Here is a 20,581-nt window from a genome sequence, read left to right as displayed (position 1 = left end):
TGCAGTGTCACCCGGCAGAGCGACAACCAAAAACTTCGGGGGGATATTCTATACGCAACGACACGTGATGTCGTTAGTTTGAATGGATTTAAATATTAAATAATTCACGTCGCTGCGGTTATCGCAGCGACGTGAATTCAACAGGGGAAATTAATGAATTCCACCAATGCGCGATAACCGCACGCCGGTCGGCCATTCACCTTCCTGTTTTTCAAAACTCATCCAGATAGCGGTCGCTTTTCCGACCAGGTTCGCTTCCGGCACAAAGCCCCAGTAGCGGCTGTCGGCGCTGTTATCCCGGTTGTCACCCATCATAAAATACTGACCGGGCGGTACAATCCAGGTGGCCAGCGGCAGACCGGACTGATGGTAGTACATCCCAACCTGATCCTGGGCAATCGGCACCATCAGAATACGGTGCGTGACGTCGCCCAGCGTCTCCTGACGCTCGGTCAGACGAATGCCGTCAGCTTTGGTTTCGCCCTTCGGCAACTGCCAGAAACCGCTGGACGCTTCGCCGCCGTTGCTGCGGGAGAAGGTCTGAACGAAATCGCTCGGCTCAACATTGGAATAGGTCACCGGCAGCGCGTTGCCGCAGGCCTGTCCGGAGCTGCAGCCCGGCTGAATAGTGACCTGCTTGGCAACCGGATCGTAGGTGACTTTATCGCCCGGTAATCCCACCGCGCGCTTAATGTAGTCGAGACGCGGATCTTCCGGATATTTAAACACCACGATGTCGCCGCGCTTTGGATGACCCGTTTCGATCAGCGTTTTCTGGTAGATCGGATCTTTAATGCCGTAAGCGAATTTCTCCACCAGGATGAAATCGCCAATCAGCAGGGTCGGCATCATCGAACCTGACGGGATCTGGAAAGGTTCATAGATAAACGAACGCACAATCAGCACAATCGCCAGCACCGGGAAGACCGAGGCGCCAGTTTCCAGCCAGCCCGGTTTCGGGCCCACTTTCTTCAGCGTTTTCTTGTCCAGTTGCTCGCCGGTCGCTGCCTGAGCAGCGGCCTGACGCTCACGACGTTTTGGTGCGAAGATGAACTTATCCAGACACCACAACAGCCCTGTCACAAGGGTCGCAATGACCAAAATCAGGGCAAACATGTTCGCCATGCCAACTCCTTAATTATTTGCCGTCTTTACCAACGTGCAGAATGGCGAGGAACGCTTCCTGCGGCAGTTCAACGTTACCGACCTGCTTCATACGCTTCTTACCTTCTTTCTGCTTCTGCAGCAGCTTTTTCTTACGGCTGACGTCGCCGCCGTAGCATTTCGCCAGGACGTTTTTACGCAGCTGTTTCACAGTAGAGCGCGCGATGATGTGGTTGCCGATAGCCGCCTGAATGGCGATATCGAACTGCTGACGCGGGATCAGCTCTTTCATCTTCTCGACCAGTTCGCGACCACGATAAGGGGCGTTGTCGTTGTGGGTGATCAGCGCCAGCGCATCGACACGCTCGCCGTTGATCAGCACGTCAACACGCACCATGTTCGAGGCCTGGAAGCGTTTGAAGTTGTAATCCAGCGACGCATAGCCGCGAGAGGTAGACTTCAGACGGTCGAAGAAGTCGAGAACCACTTCCGCCATCGGGATTTCATAGGTCAGCGCCACCTGTTTACCGTGGTAAACCATGTTGGTCTGCACGCCACGCTTCTCGATACACAGGGTGATCACGTTGCCGAGGAACTCCTGCGGCAGCAGCATGTGACACTCGGCGATCGGCTCACGCAGCTCCTGGATATTATTCAGCGGCGGCAGCTTGGATGGGCTGTCGACGTAGATAACTTCTTTGGAGGTGGTTTCCACTTCGTAGACTACCGTCGGGGCCGTGGTAATCAGGTCCAGATCGTACTCACGCTCCAGACGCTCCTGAATGATTTCCATGTGCAGCAGACCAAGGAAGCCGCAGCGGAAGCCGAAGCCCAGCGCCGTTGAGCTTTCCGGCTCATAGAACAAGGAAGCATCGTTCAGACTCAGTTTACCCAGCGCATCACGGAAGTTTTCATAGTCATCAGAGCTCACCGGGAACAGACCGGCATAGACCTGCGGCTTCACTTTTTTGAAGCCCGGCAGCGCTTTATCCGCTGGATTACGCGCCGCGGTCAGGGTATCGCCCACCGGCGCGCCGAGGATGTCTTTAATGGCGCACACCAGCCAGCCTACCTCGCCGCATTTTAGCTCGGTACGGTCAACCTGTTTCGGGGTAAAGATGCCCAGACGGTCAGCGTTATAGACCTGGCCGGTGCTCATCACCTTAATTTTGTCGCCCTTTCGCATGGTGCCGTTTTTAATACGCACCAGCGACACGACGCCTAAGTAGTTATCGAACCAGGAGTCGATAATCAGCGCCTGCAGCGGCGCGTCCGGATCGCCTTCCGGCGGCGGAATGTCGCGCACCAGACGTTCCAGCACATCCGGCACGCCAACACCGGTTTTCGCTGAACAGCGAACCGCGTCGTGGGCGTCGATACCGACGATGTCTTCAATCTCGTCCGCTACGCGCTCAGGGTCGGCCGCAGGCAGGTCGATCTTGTTGAGCACCGGAACGACTTCGAGGTCCATCTCCATGGCGGTGTAGCAGTTGGCCAGGGTCTGAGCTTCTACGCCCTGCCCGGCATCCACCACCAGCAGCGCGCCTTCGCACGCGGCGAGGGAACGAGACACTTCATAAGAGAAGTCCACATGGCCTGGGGTGTCTATAAAGTTCAGCTGATAGGTCTCACCGTCGTTGGCCTTGTAGTCCAGAGTGACGCTCTGCGCCTTGATGGTGATCCCGCGCTCGCGCTCAAGATCCATGGAGTCCAGAACCTGGGCTTCCATTTCACGATCAGAAAGGCCACCGCAAATCTGGATGATACGGTCAGACAGCGTCGACTTACCGTGGTCGATATGAGCGATGATCGAAAAGTTACGTATATTCTTCATATTTAGAGTTAATTATGCCTTACGAGTATCATGAGGCCGCTGTACTGTGCCTGACGTTTTTTAATCCGAAAACGCCGCATTCTACACTACATCCGCGAAACCAGGAAATGCTGTTAGATCCAGCATAACGGCAGAAATTGTGGCGTTGTAACAGGAAGAGTAAATAAAGGTGAAGGACAGTGAAATCACTGCCCCATTTCAGAGGAAGGCGTATCAACACGCAGTAGATCAGGCGGCAAACCGACGCTTAAAATCACCGGCTGCCATGACTGGCGAGCAGCCAGCTGCGGCGACAGACCGCGCGCCACCAGGAAGCCGCCGACGCCGCCCAACAACGCACCGCAAAGTGACGCGATATCGCTGGCAAACAGCACCTGGAAAATGGACGCCATCATAAACAGCCCCACCAGCGGCGCCATATAGACGAGCAGCGCTGAGCCCAGCAAGCTGCTTTCGGCGATCCCCAACTCCACTTTTTGCCCCGCTGCCAACGGCTGCTCGCAGGGCACGCTAATGGTATGGCTGGTCTGCGGTCCCAGCTTGTTTAACACCCTGCTACCACAGCCGGCACGGGAAGCGCAGCTGCTGCAGGAGGCTTTAACGTCGCAGTGCACCTGCGCCACGCCGTTATGCCAGGAAACCACGGTGGCCCACTCTTTAATCATTGTACTGCCTTGAATTTAATACTGTCAGCGATACGCTTCGCCGTCTGCGGCGGCAGTTCGCCCACCACGGTGATCTCCGCGTTATCGCGTACCGTCGTGCTGACGGTACGTCGGCCGGTGCGCAACAGCTGGTCGCTGCTGGCCGCCGTGGCGCGGTTGATATTGATCGAGAAGCTGAACAAGCCGTCGGAATAGAGACGTGATTCGACTGGACCGTCAAAAGTGGGCAGACGGCGCTGACTGCTGGAAACTTCAGCCATCCCCTGGGGAAGCCATGTTGGCGCCCAGTTGAAGTTGGCTTTGTCGCCCCCTTCAGGGACGGACAGCTGCGGCGGTAGATTCGCTTTTGCCAGCGTCTCCATGCTGGCGCTGACGTTATCGCCAACGTTGAAGGAGACAACCCGGAACTGCTCGAGCGTTTCGCCGTCGCGGTCGAGCAAATCGACACGCAGCGGCAGTTTGGTCTCGGCATCCAGCCAGGCGATAAAGCTATAGCGCGTACCGTCGCGAGCTACGACGCGGATCACGTCACAGAGGCGGTCAGCGATACGGGTACGACCAACGGAAATAAAATCATACGCCGCGGAGAGGCGTTTGAAATCGCTGTAAACTAACGACGGCAGCGAATCGACGATATAGTCGCCGTTCAGGGTAAACGGATCGAGACCGGGTTCAAAATAGCTGATTTCCGTGCCGCGCAGGACCACTTCCCGGCGCGGACCGTCCAGCTGCAGCAGCTGCGCCAGCGGTTGATTGTTCAGTCGCGCATGACGATAGCGCAGCGACTCAACGCCTTGTTTATTGATGCTGACGAAAGACAGCTCATAATTGAGGGACTGGCTGGCCAGGTTCATCTGCTGCAACAACGCCCCGGACGATGTATCAGCCGAGGCGTTGACAGAGAACAACAGGCTGCCTGCCATGAGCGACATGGCACACCAAAGTTGCTTCATTACTGCGATTGCGTTCCTAAAGTTTGATAACCCGGCACCTGGACTGCTGCCTGCTGAGTCTGGGCCTGGCCAAACTGCAGCTGCTCAGCGTGCAGGCGGCGCTGCAGTTCATAGTCCTGCAACATGGCGTTAATCCGGCGGCGCTGTTCCTGGACCTGCGCCTGCTGGCCGCTACCTGCTGATGCGTCAGCCGGTACGCCAAGGCTTACCGGGCTCGCTTTACCCATCATCGGCAGGGTATTGAACACTGGCGCCTCTGGCTGCTGAGTCGCATCAGACTGCCCATTATAGTGCTGGACGCCGACGATAACCGCAAGCGATACGCAGGCGGCAACGCCCATTTGGGTGAGTGAGCTGGCCCATGGACGCACTTTGTTCCAGAACGGCATCTGCCGCCACTGGTGCGGTGCGGGCTGAGATTCAGGAATAAGCGGCGCCGTCTGACGAACGGGCTCGTTTTCAATGGCGGCCATCACCCGGGCGGAGATATCGAATTGCAGCACCTCTGCGGTATCGCCACGCAGCGTATCGCGAATGAGGTGATAACTCTCCCAGGTTTTTTGCATCTCAGAGGAACGGCTCAACTCGTTGAGCAGTTCTTTATCCAGCGTTTCACCATCCATTAAAGCCGAAAGTTGTTCTTTCTGCATGCCTGATACCCTTTTCCAGTATTCCGCTATCGTCAACGCCTGATAAGCGGTTGAACTTTATTATCAATAGCTTCTCGCGCCCGGAAGATACGCGAACGCACCGTCCCAACCGGACAATCCATGATAGCGGCTATCTCTTCATAGCTCAGGCCATCCAGCTCCCGTAACGTAATTGCCATGCGTAAATCTTCCGGGAGCGATTCAATGGTACGAAAAACTATTTGTCTCAGTTCTTCTGACAACATTAAGTTCTCAGGGTTCGAAATTTCTTTCAACGCCCCGCCGCTTTCGAAGTTTTCCGCCTCGTTGGCGTCAACATCGCTGGACGGCGGACGGCGTCCCTGAGCAACCAGATAATTCTTCGCCGTGTTGACGGCGATACGGTATAACCAGGTGTAAAAAGCGCTATCTCCCCGGAAAGAGTCCAGCGCACGCCATGCCTTAACGAACGATTCCTGAACAACGTCAGCGATATCGCCCGGCGGTACATAGCGGGAAACCAGACTCGCGACCTTATGCTGATAGCGCACCACCAGCAAATTAAACGCTTTCTGATCTCCTTTCTGGACCCGTTCAACAAGGACCTGATCCGTTAACTGCTCGCTCATCCGAGGTAATGTCTCCCCAAACCCAATTCCCATGCGTCTTCAAAACACCACCCAAAATCTGCATTATGAGCAAGCTGACTGTTGGAGTGCATGAAAACAATAAAGTTCCGTTACGCTTTTGTTTTTTGTCTGGCAACGGCGGCAGATCGTTATCAATCATTATATGCCCAGGTTGCTAAACAACAGGTTAGTCAATAAGAAAAAGCGCAGGCCCGACTGAAGGGTATCGTAACACAGTGTTTATTTCACTATAAAATCCAATGCTAACAACCTGCTCCACTTCTCTTTTTTACCGCACAACGCCCCTTTTCCCGGCCCCTTCTGTTTAGCCGTCACAACACCAGGCAAAAAAAATGTACGATTCCTCACGCGCTGGTGCTATTGTGAGCTAAATGTGTTTAGTAAATTAAACAAAGACGATGAATACCACTCCTGACTTCTCTTGTGATGTGTTGATTATCGGCAGCGGCGCTGCCGGTCTCTCTCTCGCGCTGCGCCTGGCGGAGCACAGTTCGGTGACGGTACTGAGTAAAGGACCGATCAGCGAAGGTTCTACGTTCTATGCGCAGGGCGGAATTGCCGCCGTCTTTGATGAGACGGACAGTATTGAATCCCATGTTGAAGATACGCTGATCGCCGGCGCGGGACTCTGCGATCGCCATGCGGTCACCTTCGTCGCCAGCAACGCCAGACCATGCGTACAATGGCTTATCGATCAGGGCGTGCTGTTTGACACCCAGGTTCAGGCCAATGGCGAAGAGAGCTACCATCTTACTCGTGAAGGAGGTCACAGCCATCGACGCATTCTTCACGCCGCCGATGCTACCGGCAAAGCGGTAGAGACGACGCTGGTCGATAAAGCCCTTGCCCATCCAAATATCCGCATCATTGAGCGCAGCAATGCCGTTGATTTGATCGTATCGGATAAGATTGGCCTGTCGGGCACGCGCCGGGTGGTCGGGGCCTGGATCTGGAACCGCAATAAAGAGCGGGTGGAAACCTGCAGCGCGAAGGCGGTAGTGCTTGCGACCGGCGGGGCTGCCAAGGTTTATCAATATACCACTAACCCCGACGTCTCTTCCGGAGACGGTATTGCGATGGCCTGGCGGGCGGGCTGCCGGGTAGCCAATCTCGAATTCAACCAGTTCCACCCCACCGCACTGTATCATCCACAGGCACGTAATTTCCTGCTTACTGAAGCGCTGCGCGGCGAAGGCGCCCACCTTAAACGCCCGGACGGCACCCGCTTTATGCCGGACTTTGACGAGCGCGGCGAGCTGGCCCCGCGCGATATCGTCGCCCGCGCCATCGACCATGAAATGAAGCGCCTGGGCGTTGACTGTATGTTCCTTGATATCAGCCATAAACCCGAGGCGTTTGTTCGCCAGCACTTCCCAATGATTTACGAAAAGCTGCTCGGTCTGGGAATTGATTTAACCAAAGATCCGGTGCCGGTCGTCCCCGCCGCGCATTACACCTGCGGCGGCGTGATGGTGGATGATAATGGCCGTACTGACGTCGATGGCTTATACGCCATCGGCGAAGTCAGCTATACCGGGCTGCACGGCGCGAACCGCATGGCCTCAAACTCGCTGCTGGAATGTCTGGTTTACGGTTGGTCCGCCGCCGAGGACATTGCCCGGCGCCTGCCGCTGGCCCAGAAGGTCACCACTCTGCCGGCGTGGGATGAAAGTCAGGTGGAGATCCCGGATGAACTGGTGGTTATCCAGCACAACTGGCATGAGCTACGCCTGCTGATGTGGGATTATGTCGGCATTGTGCGCACGACGCGCAGACTGGAGCGCGCCCTGCGGCGTATTACCATGCTGCAGCAGGAGCTGGATGAGTATTACGCCCGCTTCCGCGTCTCGAATAATCTGCTGGAGCTGCGCAATCTGGTGCAGGTGGCGGAGCTTATCGTACGCTGTGCGATGTTGCGTAAGGAGAGCCGCGGACTGCACTATACCCTCGACTATCCGCAGCCGCTGCCGAACAGCGGCCCCTCAATACTGTCGCCTCTGGCTCACATAAAGAGATAAAAATCCTCGGTCAGAGCAGTAAACCCTTCGGAATACTGCTGCTCTGGCCCGCGGATCGCCAGCCTGTCGCTGAAACACTCTCCTGCCGTCGGGGAGAACGCCAGCAGCACCCGGTGCGGCGGCCGCAGTTCGGTCTCCGCCACGTCAGTGCGCAGTCGCAAATGCCACCCCATCGCCGTTGCCCGCTCGATAAACGCATTACCGATATCCACCGGCAGCACCACGCAAAAAAAACCTTCTTCGGTGATATGCTCTGCGGCACAGGTCAGCAGGGAGGCGTGATCGAGCATCGTGGTATACCGCGCCTGCTCCCGCTGCGAGGTAGCGCATGGCACCCCTTCGGCAAAAAAAGGCGGGTTACTGATTATCAGTTCATAGCGCCGGGTCTGCGACGGCTGCCACTGATGAATATCGGCCTGGCAGACTTCTATGCGCGAAGACCATGGCGACGCGATGGCATTTTCCCGCGCCTGAGCGGCTGCCTCCTCGTCCAGTTCGACCGCATCGACATGCACTTCATGGCCGGTACGCTGGGCGAGCATTAGCGCCAGCAGGCCGCTGCCCGCGCCAATATCCAGCACATGCTTCACCCCGGCAATCGGCGCCCAGGCACCAAGCAAAATGCCATCAGTGCCCACCTTCATCGCGCAACGATCGTGGGCGACAAAGAACTGTTTGAAGGTAAAACCATTGCGCGGCAGCGCAAACTTCGACTGAGACATCCTCAATAACCTTGCCGACAAAAACTCCTGAACGTAAGGCTATGCACAATACCGGAGAACAGATAGCCTTACAAACAGATGAACATTACGTCAGTAACGTCTATAATCGGCGGCCCACTCAGAGGTAGAACATGACTGTAACGACTTTTTCCGAACTTGAACTCGACGAAAACCTGCTGGAGGCCCTCCAGGATAAAGGTTTCACTCGCCCGACAGCCATTCAGGCCGCCGCTATTCCGCCTGCGCTCGATGGCCGTGACATTCTCGGTTCAGCGCCGACCGGCACCGGTAAAACGGCGGCGTATCTGCTGCCAGCGTTGCAGCACCTGCTCGATTTCCCGCGTAAGAAATCCGGGCCGCCGCGCATTCTTATCCTGACGCCGACCCGCGAGCTGGCGATGCAGGTGGCTGACCACGCCCGCGAGCTGGCGAAGCATACCCATCTGGACATCGCCACCATTACCGGCGGCGTAGCGTACATGAACCACGCGGAAGTGTTCAGCGAAAACCAGGATATCGTGGTCGCTACCACCGGTCGCCTGCTGCAATATATTAAAGAAGAGAACTTTGACTGCCGCGCCGTCGAGACCCTGATCCTCGATGAAGCCGACCGCATGCTGGACATGGGCTTTGCCCAGGATATCGAAACCATCGCCGGTGAAACCCGCTGGCGCAAGCAGACCATGCTGTTCTCCGCCACGCTGGAAGGCGATGCGATCAAAGATTTTGCCGAACGTCTGCTGGAAGAGCCGGTTGAAGTCTCCGCCACCCCATCGACCCGCGAACGTAAAAAAATACATCAGTGGTACTATCGCGCCGACGATATCGAGCATAAAACCGCGCTGCTGATTAATTTGCTGAAGCAGCCGGAAGCAACCCGCTCCATCGTCTTTGTTCGTAAGCGCGAGCGCGTTCACGAACTGGCCGCTAAGCTACACGAAGCAGGGATCACCACCTGCTGGCTGGAAGGCGAGATGGTGCAGATTAAGCGCAACGAAGCGATTAAACGCCTGACCGATGGTCGCGTGAACGTGCTGATCGCCACCGACGTCGCCGCGCGCGGTATTGATATCCCGGATGTCAGCCACGTGTTTAACTTCGACATGCCGCGCACCGCTGATATCTATTTGCACCGTATCGGTCGTACCGGCCGCGCCGGTAAAAAAGGCATCGCTATTTCGCTGGTTGAAGCGCATGACCACCTGCTGCTGGGCAAAATCGGCCGCTATGTTGAAGAACCGCTGAAGGCCCGCGTGATTGATGAACTGCGACCAAAAACCCGCGCGCCGAGCGAGAAGTTAACCGGTAAACCGTCGAAGAAAGTGTTGGCGAAGCGCGCCGAGAAAAAAGAGAAAGAAAAAGAGAAACCGCGGGTGAAGAAACGCCACCGCGATACGAAAAATATCGGTAAGCGCCGTAAACCAAGCGCTACCGGGACGCCATCAACGTCCAACGAAGAGTAAAAAAACGCCGGGATATCCCGGCGTTTTCACATCTGGCTTCAGTCTTACAGGCTTTCGGTAAAGGTACGGGCGATGACGTCGCGCTGCTGTTCCGGGGTCAGAGAGTTGAAGCGTACCGCGTAGCCGGAAACACGGATAGTCAGCTGCGGGTATTTTTCCGGATGCTCAACCGCGTCCAGCAGGGTTTCGCGACGCAGCACGTTAACGTTCAGGTGCTGGCCGCCTTCCACGCGAACTTCTGGTTTCACGTCCACCGGGATTTCACGGTATTCGATTTCACCCAGTTTGCTCACTGCAACCACGTCATCTTCCGCAAAACCACCTTTGGCACACAGGCAGCGCGCTTCGCCTTTTTCGCTATCCAGCAGCCAGAAAGAGTTCAGCAGGTCGTCGTTTGCCGCTTTAGTAATTTGGATACCAGTAATCATTTGATGCCTCCCAGGCAGTGTTTATTCGATTTTGGCCTCTTCGCGGCCAATTGGTAAAACCATTGTTGTATGAGTGTATATATATCAGCCGCACCCGCGGCATTCCTTGATATAAATCAATAAAAACCACTCGTGCAAAGTGGGTATAGGGGGATTTTATTGTTTTACATCAAGTTACGCCATGGGGTGTCATAAATAATTTTGTAAATTTTCAATTTTTTTTGCATAAAAGCCATCATCAAGCCGTGCCGATTTTGTTCTGTAGAAAGAAGCCGTTAAGCTATAGCGATGACCCTTTGCAGGAGAGCAAGATGAGCACCCCTTTAACCTGGCATGACGTGCTGGCGGATGAAAAGCAACAACCCTATTTTCTCAATACTCTGAAGACCGTCGCCGAAGAGCGCCAGTCCGGGATCACCATCTACCCACCGCAAAAAGACGTCTTCAATGCGTTTCGCTTTACCGAACTGGGCGACGTCAAAGTCGTCATTCTCGGCCAGGATCCCTATCACGGCCCGGGTCAGGCGCACGGTCTGGCGTTCTCGGTTCGCCCGGGCGTCGCGATCCCGCCATCGCTCTTGAACATGTACAAAGAGCTGGAGGCCACGATCCCCGGCTTTACCCGCCCCACTCACGGTTACCTCGAAAGCTGGGCGCGCCAGGGCGTGCTTCTGCTTAATACGGTTCTGACCGTCCGCGCCGGACAGGCGCACTCGCACGCCAGCCTCGGCTGGGAGACCTTTACCGATAAGGTTATCGCGTTAATCAATGAGCATTGCGAGGGGGTGGTATTCCTGCTGTGGGGTTCTCACGCGCAGAAGAAAGGCGCGATTATCGATCGTCAGCGCCACTGCGTGCTAAAGGCGCCGCACCCGTCGCCGCTCTCTGCGCATCGCGGTTTCTTTGGCAGTAACCATTTCGTACAGACCAACCAGTGGCTGGCTGACCGCGGCGAAGCGCCGATTGACTGGATGCCGGTCCTTCCCGCAGAAAGCGAGTGATCGAGCCATAAAAAAAGCCAGCATCAGCTGGCTTTTTCGCATTCAGGCAGGCGAATTACGCCTTGTTCTGACGCCACCATTCTGCCAGCAGGACGCCGGTCGCCACAGAGACGTTCAGGCTTTCGACATTGCCGGTACCGTCGATGGCGACGCTGAGATCAGAGCTGGAAATCGCCGCATCGGACAGACCATCACGCTCCTGGCCTAACACCAGCACCATTTTCTTCGGCAGCTCGGCTTTAAACAGCGGCGTACCATTATGGCTGGACGTTGAGACAATCGCGTAGCCCGCTTTGCGGAACTGATCCAGGGTATCGATAAAGCTGTCGCCGGTGATCGGCTCAACATGCTCCGCACCGCCCTCTGCCGTACGGATCGCCGCCCCGGACTCCAGCACGCCAGCATCCTGAACTACCACGCCCTTCACGCCGAAGTGCGCGCAGCTGCGCATGATCGCCCCGAGGTTGTGCGGGTTACCCACATCTTCCAGCGCCAGAACGCAATCTTCTTCTGCCGCCTTTGCTACCCACTGGGCGACAGAGGTGCCGTGGCGTTTTTTGATCAGGAAGCAGACGCCGCCGTGATGCTCGGTGCCGGAGGCTTTCGCCAGCTCAGCTTCGTCCACCACGTGATAGGCCTTACGGTTGGCCGCCATCCAGCGCAGCGCTTCTTTAAAGCGCGGCGTGACGCTCTGGATAAACCAGGCGCGAACAATGGCATCCGGACGGCTCAGGAACAGGGCCTGACAGGCATTTTCGCCATACACGCGGGTTTCTTCCGCACGCTGACGACGCAGCACTTCCGGATCGATAAAGCTCTTCCCGCTGATCCCGCCGTGATCTTCTTTTACCGGCGTCTCATCGCCAGGGGCGCGGGAAACGGTGCGCCATGGGGACGCATCGTCGCGATGAAAATCATCACGCTTACGGTCGTCACGTTTGCGGTCGTCACGTTTGCGATCGTCGCCGCGGCTGTTTCGTTCATCGCGCGCAGGGCGGCTGCGGCCGTCAACACGAGATTTTCCTGGACGACCTCCCCCTTTCCCGGTTCGTGGGTTATGGGTACGTTTGTCAGAATCATCATCACTGCGGACATACATCACTTTGACCTTGCCGCTTTTATTTTTCAGTTCGTCGCTCATCAATTTTCTCCACCTGCGCTGCGCGAAGCGCGCAGATTACCCGATGTGTCATCGCTTCGCCATGATTTCGTTTAAAAGCCGGCCTCTATTGCACTCATCGAACAAAACGCATTGTCCTTAAATAACACTTAATCGATAATATGTAACATCACAGAAACATATCGGCCACGTGCCACGTTGCAACCCATAACCAGAGGTTAGTTATGAATACCGTTTGTGCCAGTTGTCAGGCTCTGAACCGCCTCCCGGACGATCGTAGCGCGGATGGCGCAAAGTGCGGACGCTGCGGTCACGATCTTTTTGACGGCGACGTCATCAACGCGACCGGGGCAACGCTGGATAAACTCTTAAAGGACGATCTACCGGTCGTTGTCGATTTCTGGGCGCCATGGTGCGGCCCCTGCCGTAGCTTCGCGCCGATCTTTGAAGATGTCGCGGAAGAGCGTAGCGGGAAGATGCGTTTTGTGAAAGTCAACACCGAAGCGGAACGTGAGCTTAGCGCCCGGTTTCGTATCCGCAGCATCCCGACCATTATGATGTTCAAAAATGGCGAAGTGATCGACATGCTGAATGGCGCGGTACCAAAAGCGCCATTTGACAGCTGGCTGAACGAAGCCGGCCAACAATAATCCTTCCGGGGCACTGCTTGTGCCCCGTTTTCACCTCTGCGACAATAGCGTTTTTCACTAGCGACTCCCATGATTGAAAACGCAGTCCTTCGCCTGCGCGCTGAACGCCTCGCGCGAGCTACCCGGCCTTTCCTTGCTCGCGGCAACCGCATCCGCCGCTGTCAGCGCTGCCTGCTGCCGCTCAAGCAGTGCCTGTGCGCAACAATAGTGCCAGCGCAGGCCACCAGCCGCTTCTGCCTGGTGATGTTTGATACGGAACCGATGAAGCCCAGCAACACTGGCCGGCTCATCGCCGATATTCTGCCTGATACCGAGGCTTATCAATGGTCGAGAACCGAGCCGCCGCAGGCGCTGCTCGATCTGGTCGCTCATCCTGATTATCAACCGATGGTGGTTTTCCCTGCCTCCTATGCCGGGCCGGAGCGCCAGGTCCTGAGCGCGCCGCCGTCCGGCAAGCCGCCGCTGTTTATTATGCTCGACGGCACCTGGACCGAAGCGCGCAAAATGTTCCGCAAGAGCCCTTATCTTGACGCGCTGCCGATAATCTCCGTCGATTTGTCACGCATCTCTGCCTACCATCTGCGCGAGGCGCACGCCGACGGACAATACTGTACTGCGGAAGTGGCCATCGCCCTGCTGGATCTGGCGGGAGATGCCCCGGCCGCCGCTGCGCTTGGCGAGCACTTCACCCGCTTTCGGACCCGCTATCTGGCGGGAAAAACCCAGCATAAGGGCAGCATCACAGCGGACCAGGTGGAAAACGTTTAAAATCATTCGGTCACTGGGATGAAAGGAGACCGGTATGAGCCAACGAGGCCTGGAAGCACTGCTGCGACCAAAGTCCATCGCCGTTATTGGCGCATCAATGAAGCCGCAGCGCGCTGGCTATCTCATGATGCGCAACCTGTTAGCCGGCGGTTTCAATGGCCCGGTACTGCCGGTGACCCCTGCCTGGAAGGCGGTGCTCGGGGTGCTGGCATGGCCCACGATTGAGAGCCTGCCGTTTACGCCGGATCTGGCGGTGCTCTGTACTAACGCCCGGCGTAATATCGAATTGCTCGAAGCCTTAGGGCAGAAAGGGTGTAAAACCTGCATCATTCTCTCTTCGCCGCCGGAACAGTATCCGGCGCTGCTCGAATGCGCCACCCGCTATCAGATGCGCCTGCTCGGCCCAAACAGTCTGGGGCTGCTGGCGCCGTGGCAAGGCCTGAACGCCAGCTTCTCGCCGGTCGCGATCCACCGCGGTAAACTGGCCTTTATCTCGCAGTCGGCCGCCGTCTCTAATACTATCCTTGACTGGGCGCAGCAGCGCGAGATGGGCTTTTCCTACTTCATCGCGCTGGGCGATAGCCTGGACATTGATGTCGATGACCTGCTGGACTTTCTGGCCCGCGACAGCAAGACCAGCGCCATTTTGCTTTACCTCGAGCATCTTAGCGACGCGCGTCGGTTTGTCTCCGCCGCGCGCAGCGCTTCGCGAAACAAGCCTATCCTGGTGATTAAAAGCGGCCGTAGTCCCGCGGCGCAAAAGCTGTTGCACGTCAACTCCGGGATGGATCCGGCATGGGATGCAGCCATTCAGCGTGCTGGCCTGCTGCGGGTGCAGGACACCCATGAGCTGTTCTCCGCCGTGGAAACGCTCAGCCATATGCGCCCGCTGCGTGGTGAAAAGCTGATGATCGTCAGCAATGGCGCGGCGCCGGCGGCACTGGCGCTAGATGAACTCTGGCTGCGTAATGGCAAACTGGCGGTCCTCAGCGAGGAGACCCGCGACGCCCTGCGCCAGGCGTTGCCGGTTGGCGTCGAGATCGCCAACCCGTTAGATCTGCGCGATGATGCCAGCAGCGAACATTATCAGCAGGCCGTGAATATTTTGCTCAACAGTCAGGACTATGACGCGCTGCTGGTGATCCACTCGCCCAGCGCGGCCGCGCCGGGCACGGAGAGTGCGCTGGCCCTGATTGACGCCCTGAAGCATCATCCGCGCGGTAAATATGTCACTGTGCTGACCAACTGGTGCGGCGAATTTTCCTCGCAGGAAGCGCGACGTTTATTCAGCGATGCCGGCCTCCCTACCTACCGTACGCCAGAGGGGACGATCACCGCCTTTATGCATATGGTTGAGTACCGTCGCAACCAGAAACAACTGCGCGAGACGCCGGTGCTACCAGACTCGTTAACCGCCAATACCAGCGAGGCGCATGCTCTGCTGCAGCAAGCGATAGATGATGGCGCCACCACGCTGGATACCCACGAAGTCAGCCCGGTGCTACGAGCCTATGGCATCCATACTCTGCCGACATGGATTGCAGCCGACAGCGCAGAAGCAGTGCATATCGCTGAGCAGATAGGCTATCCGGTCGCCCTGAAGCTGCGTTCTCCGGATATCCCGCACAAATCGGAAGTACAGGGGGTCATGCTCTATCTGCGTACCGCCGCCGAAGTGCAGCAAGCGGCAGATGCGATGATCGATCGCGTCAGACTGGCCTGGCCCCAGGCGCGCATCCATGGTCTGCTGGTGCAGAGTATGGCTAATCGCGCCGGCGCCCAGGAGCTGAGAGTGGTGGTTGAGCACGATCCCGTCTTCGGCCCGTTGATTATGCTGGGCGAAGGCGGCGTGGAGTGGCGGGCCGAGGATCAGGCCGCGGTGGCGCTGCCGCCGTTGAATATGAACCTGGCGCGTTATCTGGTGATCCAGGCGATCAAAAATAAAAAGATCCGCGGTCGCAGCGCATTGCGCCCGCTGGATATCGCGGGCCTAAGCCAGCTGCTGGTTCAGGTATCGAATCTGATCGTCGACTGCCCGGAGATCCAGCGCCTGGACATTCATCCCCTGCTCGCCTCCGGTAACGAGTTTACGGCGCTGGACGTCACACTGGGCCTGGCCCCCTTTGACGGCGACAGTGAAAGCCGCCTTGCGATTCGTCCCTATCCGCACGAGCAGGAGGAGTGGGTGGTGATGAAAAATGGCGATCGCTGCCTGTTTCGGCCGATCCTCCCGGAAGATGAGCCGCAGCTACTCGCGTTTATCGCTCAGGTCACCAAAGAAGATCTCTATTATCGCTATTTTAGTGAGATCAACGAATTTACCCACGACGATTTAGCCAACATGACGCAGATCGACTACGATCGTGAAATGGCGTTTGTTGCCGTCAGGACCACCGCAGAGAAGAGCGAAATTCTCGGCGTAACGCGGGCGATATCCGATCCCGACAATATTGACGCCGAGTTTGCCGTTCTGGTCCGTTCAGATTTAAAAGGGTTAGGCCTGGGGCGAAGGCTGCTGGAAAAGCTGATCGCCTATACGCAAAGCCATGGCCTGCAACGCCTGAATGGCATTACGATGCCGAATAACAGAGGCATGATCGGCCTGGCCAGAAAGCTGGGATTCACCGTTGATATTCAGCTGGAAGATGGGATTGTCAGTCTATCGCTGCCCCTGAATCAGGGATAATCGCGCCACGCTGACCGCAATTGTTGACCACATTAGCGGGTAGTAATGGTATTATTGCCCGCTTACGTCGTCTGCATGGTACAGAAGACCCTTCAATAAACAGAGAAGAAACGCACTGTGATGTTGTCAAAATTTAAGCGTAATAAACATCAACAACACCTTGCCCAACTCCCTAAGCTTTCTCAGTCAGTTGATGATGTAGAGTTCTTTTACGCCCCTGCGGATTTCAGGGAAGCATTACTGACCCGGATTGCCCACGCCACTCAGCGTATATGCATTATTGCGCTCTATCTGGAGCAAGATGATGGCGGAAAAGGAATTTTGCAGGCTCTCTACGACGCCAAACGCCAGCGTCCGGAACTGGATGTCCGCGTTCTGGTAGACTGGCACCGCGCTCAACGTGGTCGTATCGGCGCCGCCGCCTCCAATACCAATGCCGACTGGTATTGCCGGATGGCCGATGAAAACCCAGGTGTGGATATCCCCGTTTACGGCGTGCCGATTAATACCCGGGAGGCGCTCGGCGTTCTCCATTTCAAAGGCTTTATTATCGATGACAGCGTCCTCTACAGCGGCGCCAGCCTGAACGATGTTTATCTGCATCAGCATGACAAGTACCGTTATGACCGCTATCAGTGCATCCGTAACGGCAAAATGGCGGATGTCATGTTCGACTGGGTCGACAATAATCTGGTTCAGGGGCGCGGCGTTAATCGTCTCGACAGACCGGATCGGCCAAAAAGCCCGGAAATCAAAAACGACATTCGCCAGTACCGTCAGGAGCTCCGCGACCGCAGCTACCATTTTGTCGGCACCGCTGGTGACGAAGAACTCTCCGTCACCCCGCTGGTAGGTCTGGGTAAATCCAGCCTGCTGAATAAAACCATCTTTCACCTGATGCCCTGTGCCGAGCACAAGCTGACGATTTGTACCCCCTACTTCAACCTCCCTGCCGTACTGGTGAGAAATATCATCCAGTTGCTGCGGGACGGTAAGCAGGTGGAGATTATTGTCGGCGATAAAACCGCTAACGATTTCTACATTCCGGAAGATCAGCCGTTTAAAATTATCGGTGCGCTTCCCTATCTGTATGAGATCAACCTGCGGCGTTTCCTCAGCCGGCTGCAATATTATGTCAATACCGATCAGCTGATCGTCCGCCTGTGGAAGGATGACGATAACAGCTACCACCTGAAAGGCATGTGGGTTGACGATGAGTGGATGCTACTCACCGGCAACAACCTCAACCCGCGCGCCTGGCGGCTCGATCTGGAAAACGCCATTCTGATCCACGATCCAAAGCAGCAGTTGGGGGCCATGCGGGAGAAAGAGCTCAAGCTCATCCGCACCCACACCACGGTGGTGAAACATTATCGCGACCTGCAAAGTATCGCCGACTATCCGGTTAAAGTGCGAAAACTGATCCGCCGCCTGCGACGGATCCGCATTGACCGGTTGATCAGCCGTATTCTCTGACTATCAGCCCCGCGTCGACGGGGCTTTTTTCTGGAAGCGCTATGCGTTCGATAATAGTGATGACATCGCTGCTGTTAACGGGCTGCAGCCACATGGCAAATGATGCGTGGTCCGGTCAGGACAAAGCCCAGCATTTTCTGGCCTCGGCGATGCTGTCTGCCGCCGGCAATGAGTATGCGCAACATCAGGGTTACAGCCGGGACCGCAGCGCCGCCATCGGCCTGATGTTTTCCATCAGCCTCGGCGCGTCAAAAGAGCTTTGGGACAGCCGCCCGGCTGGGAGCGGCTGGAGCTGGAAGGATTTCGCCTGGGATGTCGCTGGCGCGACCACCGGCTATGCTGTGTGGCAACTGGCGCACCAGTAAGCATTACAGGCGCAGGCCTTTCCCCTTGCGATGCAGCATGAGAGAGACCAGGAAGGCGATGGCCGCCATCACCGTCACATACCAGTAGAACGCGTGCTCTATCCCCGCCGACTTAAGCGACAGCGCGACATACTCCGCAGAGCCGCCGAACAACGCGTTCGCGACGGCATAGGAAAGCCCTACCCCAAGCGCGCGAACCTGAGCCGGGAACATCTCAGCCTTGAGGATACCGCTGATCGAGGTATAGAAACTGACAATCAGCAAGGCACAGATCACCAGCCCGAAGGCAGCATACGGTGAACTCACATTCTGCAGGGCGCTGAGGATAGGCACGGTAAATAACGTCGCCAGCACGCCAAAGCACAGCATGGAGGTGCGGCGGCCAACCTTATCCGAAAAGGCACCGAACAGCGGCTGAACCAGCATATAAACGAACAGCGCCGCGGTCATAATCACGCTGGCGGTACCGGCCGTCATACCCGCCGTATTGACCAGATACTTTTGCATATAGGTGGTAAAGGTGTAGAAGGTCAGCGATCCGGCGGCGGTAAAGCCCAACACCATCGCGAAGGCCCGGCGATTGCGCCACAACCCTTTAAATGAGCCAGCCTCTTTCAACGCCCGGGTCTCCTGCTTTGAGGTTTCGTCCAGCTGGCGACGCAGCCACAGCGCGACGATAGCCAGTACCGCCCCGAGAGCAAAAGGAATACGCCATCCCCAGGCATGGAGATCTTCATCGCTGAGCACCTGCTGGAGCGCCACAACCACTAATACCGCCAGCAGTTGACCGCCAATCAGCGTAACGTACTGGAAGGAGGCATAGAAGCCTTTCTTACCTTCCACCGCGACTTCACTCATATAGGTCGCACTGGTGCCGTATTCTCCGCCAACAGACAGCCCCTGGAACAGACGTGCCAGCAGCAGCAGCGCCGGAGCCCAGGTGCCGATGACCGCATAACCTGGCAGACAGGCAATCACCAGTGAGCCAAAGCACATCATGCAGACCGAGATAAGCATGGAGGCTTTACGTCCGCGGCGGTCGGCGATTCGACCAAACAGCCATCCGCCGATGGGACGCATCAGGAATCCGGCGGCAAATACGCCTGCCGTCTGCAGCAGTTGGGTGGTGGTATTTCCGGATGGAAAGAAGATGTGGGCGAAATAGAGCGAGCAGAATGAGTAAACGTAAAAATCAAACCATTCAACCAGATTTCCCGAGGAAGCGCCAACTATTGCCCAAATACGACGACGGGTATCGGCCTGATCCGGCGCACCCCGTTCGGTAATGCTACTTTCTGTCATTGTTATATTGCTCCAGCAAAGACTGCAATCTGTCTTGTCGGGCGTACCACGTCACGTAGACAAATTAGTTAGTGAACTAAATGTTATATAATTGTTATATTTTTATATGTGATTGCATTCACATTTTTTTTCGTAAGAGCAGTTTTCGCGATCAACGCCAGCGCAGGAGCAAGGAAAAAGTGGATTATGGTGAAGGGATTGCCATGGCGGGGTTTTATTTTGCTTTGAATGAAGATAATGGTGCGGGTATGGCAGGATTTTCCCCGGAGGCGGTGCTGCGCACCTTGTCCGGGCTACCAGTCAGCCCCGGTTTGTAGCCCCGGTAAGCGCAGCGCCACCGGGGACACATGCCGGCATGCTGCCGGTCCACTGAAACGCAAAAAGCCCATCCGTCAGGATGGGCTCTTCACTTGTTTGATGCCTGGCAGTTCCCTACTCTCACATGGGGAGACCCCACACTACCATCGGCGCTACGGCGTTTCACTTCTGAGTTCGGCATGGGGTCAGGTGGGACCACCGCGCTGTCGCCGCCAGGCAAATTCTGTTTTATCAACACGTCACCCGGACGCATCGACTAATCTGTATCACGCTGAAAATCTTCTCTCAAATCGCCAAAACACCTTCGGCGTTGTAAGGTTAAGCCTCACGGTTCATTAGTACCGGTTAGCTCAACGCATCGCTGCGCTTACACACCCGGCCTATCAACGTCGTCGTCTTCAACGTTCCTTCAGGAGACTTAAAGTCTCA

At 56.4% G+C, this 20,581-nt stretch carries 20 protein-coding genes and 2 rRNA genes; 9 read left to right on the top strand and 13 right to left on the bottom strand.

Annotated elements, in window-relative coordinates:
• Positions 1 to 150: 150 nt before the first annotated feature.
• The 7 genes from lepB to rseD all read right to left on the bottom strand — a co-directional run bounded on the left by lepB (position 151) and on the right by rseD (position 5,906).
• Positions 151 to 1,125 (bottom strand): signal peptidase I, encoded by a 975-nt coding sequence (gene lepB / locus CWM57_RS15165; RefSeq protein ID WP_008803766.1) that lies wholly within the window; start codon positions 1,123 to 1,125, stop codon positions 151 to 153.
• Positions 1,126 to 1,138: 13 nt separating this feature from the next.
• Positions 1,139 to 2,938, bottom strand: coding sequence for a translation elongation factor 4 (lepA, locus tag CWM57_RS15160; protein WP_074387835.1), 1,800 nt, complete (start codon positions 2,936 to 2,938; stop codon positions 1,139 to 1,141).
• A gap of 185 nt (positions 2,939 to 3,123) precedes the next feature.
• On the bottom strand, positions 3,124 to 3,603 hold the full coding sequence (gene rseC / locus CWM57_RS15155) for a SoxR-reducing system protein RseC (RefSeq protein WP_061153642.1): 480 nt from the start codon (positions 3,601 to 3,603) through the stop codon (positions 3,124 to 3,126).
• Entirely contained in the window at positions 3,600 to 4,556 is a 957-nt protein-coding gene (gene rseB / locus CWM57_RS15150) for a sigma-E factor regulatory protein RseB (protein WP_100676036.1), read from the bottom strand. The genes rseC and rseB overlap by 4 nt, the downstream gene beginning before the upstream one ends.
• The gene (rseA, locus tag CWM57_RS15145; protein WP_008803762.1) at positions 4,556 to 5,206 is read right to left on the bottom strand and encodes an anti-sigma-E factor RseA; all 651 of its coding nucleotides are present in this window, start codon (positions 5,204 to 5,206) and stop codon (positions 4,556 to 4,558) included. The genes rseB and rseA overlap by 1 nt, the downstream gene beginning before the upstream one ends.
• Before the next feature lie 32 nt (positions 5,207 to 5,238).
• Positions 5,239 to 5,814 (bottom strand): RNA polymerase sigma factor RpoE, encoded by a 576-nt coding sequence (gene rpoE / locus CWM57_RS15140; RefSeq protein WP_002914074.1) that lies wholly within the window; start codon positions 5,812 to 5,814, stop codon positions 5,239 to 5,241.
• Positions 5,811 to 5,906 carry a rpoE leader peptide RseD gene (gene rseD / locus CWM57_RS28440; RefSeq protein WP_121980491.1) on the bottom strand — a complete coding sequence of 32 codons (96 nt, stop codon included), beginning with the start codon at positions 5,904 to 5,906 and terminating at the stop codon, positions 5,811 to 5,813. Before rseD ends, rpoE begins: the two co-directional genes overlap by 4 nt.
• Positions 5,907 to 6,233: 327 nt before the next feature.
• On the opposite strand from rseD, the gene nadB reads away from it, so the two are divergent.
• Complete coding sequence (nadB, locus tag CWM57_RS15135) at positions 6,234 to 7,853, top strand: L-aspartate oxidase (protein WP_061153640.1); 1,620 nt, start codon at positions 6,234 to 6,236, stop codon at positions 7,851 to 7,853.
• On the opposite strand, the gene trmN is transcribed toward nadB, so the two are convergent.
• Entirely contained in the window at positions 7,838 to 8,575 is a 738-nt protein-coding gene (gene trmN, locus CWM57_RS15130; RefSeq protein ID WP_100676035.1) for a tRNA(1)(Val) (adenine(37)-N(6))-methyltransferase TrmN, read from the bottom strand. The two genes, nadB and trmN, sit on opposite strands and share 16 nt — an antisense overlap.
• 131 nt (positions 8,576 to 8,706) lie before the next feature.
• Between trmN and srmB the strand changes: the two genes are divergently transcribed.
• Positions 8,707 to 10,038: an ATP-dependent RNA helicase SrmB gene (gene srmB, locus CWM57_RS15125; RefSeq protein WP_074387833.1), complete on the top strand. Its 1,332-nt coding sequence runs from the start codon at positions 8,707 to 8,709 to the stop codon at positions 10,036 to 10,038.
• Between the two features lie 44 nt (positions 10,039 to 10,082).
• On the opposite strand, the gene grcA is transcribed toward srmB, so the two are convergent.
• A complete protein-coding gene (gene grcA / locus CWM57_RS15120) occupies positions 10,083 to 10,466 on the bottom strand; it encodes an autonomous glycyl radical cofactor GrcA (RefSeq protein WP_002914084.1) in 384 nt (127 codons plus the stop codon).
• 311 nt (positions 10,467 to 10,777) lie between these two features.
• On the opposite strand from grcA, the gene ung reads away from it, so the two are divergent.
• Entirely contained in the window at positions 10,778 to 11,467 is a 690-nt protein-coding gene (gene ung, locus CWM57_RS15115; protein WP_061153637.1) for a uracil-DNA glycosylase, read from the top strand.
• A gap of 55 nt (positions 11,468 to 11,522) precedes the next feature.
• Here ung and CWM57_RS15110 read toward each other — a convergent pair whose 3' ends face one another.
• Positions 11,523 to 12,608, bottom strand: a complete 1,086-nt coding sequence (locus CWM57_RS15110) for a tRNA/rRNA methyltransferase (RefSeq protein ID WP_061153636.1) — start codon at positions 12,606 to 12,608, stop codon at positions 11,523 to 11,525.
• A 203-nt stretch (positions 12,609 to 12,811) separates the two neighbouring features.
• Between CWM57_RS15110 and trxC the strand changes: the two genes are divergently transcribed.
• From trxC to CWM57_RS15085, 5 genes are all read left to right on the top strand, one after another.
• On the top strand, positions 12,812 to 13,237 hold the full coding sequence (gene trxC, locus CWM57_RS15105) for a thioredoxin TrxC (protein ID WP_002914091.1): 426 nt from the start codon (positions 12,812 to 12,814) through the stop codon (positions 13,235 to 13,237).
• A gap of 69 nt (positions 13,238 to 13,306) precedes the next feature.
• Positions 13,307 to 14,005, top strand: a complete 699-nt coding sequence (gene tapT / locus CWM57_RS15100) for a tRNA-uridine aminocarboxypropyltransferase (RefSeq protein ID WP_100676034.1) — start codon at positions 13,307 to 13,309, stop codon at positions 14,003 to 14,005.
• A 34-nt stretch (positions 14,006 to 14,039) separates the two neighbouring features.
• Entirely contained in the window at positions 14,040 to 16,691 is a 2,652-nt protein-coding gene (locus CWM57_RS15095) for a bifunctional acetate--CoA ligase family protein/GNAT family N-acetyltransferase (RefSeq protein ID WP_100676033.1), read from the top strand.
• A gap of 120 nt (positions 16,692 to 16,811) precedes the next feature.
• Positions 16,812 to 18,167 (top strand): CDP-diacylglycerol--serine O-phosphatidyltransferase, encoded by a 1,356-nt coding sequence (gene pssA / locus CWM57_RS15090; RefSeq protein WP_061153634.1) that lies wholly within the window; start codon positions 16,812 to 16,814, stop codon positions 18,165 to 18,167.
• Between the two features lie 41 nt (positions 18,168 to 18,208).
• Positions 18,209 to 18,532 carry a YfiM family lipoprotein gene (locus CWM57_RS15085; protein WP_008803753.1) on the top strand — a complete coding sequence of 108 codons (324 nt, stop codon included), beginning with the start codon at positions 18,209 to 18,211 and terminating at the stop codon, positions 18,530 to 18,532.
• A 3-nt stretch (positions 18,533 to 18,535) separates the two neighbouring features.
• On the opposite strand, the gene CWM57_RS15080 is transcribed toward CWM57_RS15085, so the two are convergent.
• Positions 18,536 to 19,834: an MFS transporter gene (locus CWM57_RS15080; protein WP_061153633.1), complete on the bottom strand. Its 1,299-nt coding sequence runs from the start codon at positions 19,832 to 19,834 to the stop codon at positions 18,536 to 18,538.
• Between the two features lie 179 nt (positions 19,835 to 20,013).
• Here CWM57_RS15080 and CWM57_RS27745 point away from each other — a divergent pair, with 179 nt between their 5' ends.
• Complete coding sequence (locus CWM57_RS27745) at positions 20,014 to 20,151, top strand: hypothetical protein (RefSeq protein WP_162676776.1); 138 nt, start codon at positions 20,014 to 20,016, stop codon at positions 20,149 to 20,151.
• 102 nt (positions 20,152 to 20,253) lie between these two features.
• Here the strand turns inward: CWM57_RS27745 and rrf are convergent.
• Positions 20,254 to 20,369 (bottom strand): 5S ribosomal RNA (gene rrf / locus CWM57_RS15075).
• Positions 20,370 to 20,466: 97 nt separating this feature from the next.
• Positions 20,467 to 20,581: ribosomal RNA gene (locus CWM57_RS15070) — 23S ribosomal RNA — on the bottom strand; the annotation flags it as partial.

The organism is Klebsiella sp. G-Nf4, from assembly GCF_002810615.1.
GTDB classification, from domain to species: domain Bacteria; phylum Pseudomonadota; class Gammaproteobacteria; order Enterobacterales; family Enterobacteriaceae; genus Klebsiella; species Klebsiella variicola.
This window is presented reverse-complemented; position numbering and strand designations above follow the sequence as displayed.